At 69.4% G+C, this 767-nt stretch carries 1 protein-coding gene; it reads right to left on the bottom strand.

What is annotated here, in order from left to right; genetic code table 11:
• Positions 1 to 651 carry an MBL fold metallo-hydrolase gene (locus AC5LSR_RS14850; protein WP_250281879.1) on the bottom strand — a complete coding sequence of 217 codons (651 nt, stop codon included), beginning with the start codon at positions 649 to 651 and terminating at the stop codon, positions 1 to 3.
• Positions 652 to 767 lie beyond the last annotated feature (116 nt).

Genomic DNA, 767 nt, shown 5'->3' with positions numbered 1-767 from the left:
TCAGTGGCCGCGCACGATCCACTGGTCGTATTCGAGCGCCTCGGTGCCGATGGTGGTGTCGTCGCCGTGGCCGGTGTGCACCACCGTCTCGCGCGGCAGTGTCAGCAGCCGCCGTCTGATCGAGTTCAGCAGGGTCGAGAAGTCGGAGAACGACCGTCCGGTGGCACCCGGCCCACCGCGGAAGAGGGTGTCGCCGCTGAAGAGGACCGGCTCCCCGTTGATCACCCCGTACAGGCACACGCCGCCCGGGGAGTGCCCGGGGGTGTGCAGGATGTGCAGCCAGCCGCCGCCCGCGATCGGGATCTGCTGGCCGTCCGCGAGCTGGAGGTCCGGTGGGCGGCCCGGGTAGACCATCTCCCAGAGCATCAGATCGGCCTGGCACAGGGCGATCGGGGCCTGCGCCCGCTCGGCGAGCTCCACGGCCGCGTTGATGTGATCGTTGTGGCCGTGCGTCGCCACGATCATCGACACCCGGCGGCCCTCGATCGCGGCCATGATCACGGACGGGTCGTGCGCGGCGTCGATGACCAGCACCTCACTGGCGTCCCCGACCAGCCAGATGTTGTTGTCGACGGTGAAGCTCTGGCCGTCGATCAGGAACTCGCCACGGGTGATGATCCGATCGACCCGCACCCCGTCGTGTCTGGCCACGCGTTCTCCGTTCCCGTCATCGTCGTCGTCCGGTGCTCCCGTGGTGGTCCACGGTCGTCCGCGTGCGTCAGGCCGGTCAACCCCGCCCATTCGGACCGATCATGCCCGATCCGCCC

This window comes from Protofrankia sp. CiP1_Cm_nod4, assembly GCF_982290645.1.
The sequence above is the reverse complement of the archived record's forward strand: the minus strand, read 5'-3'. Positions and strand labels throughout refer to the sequence as shown.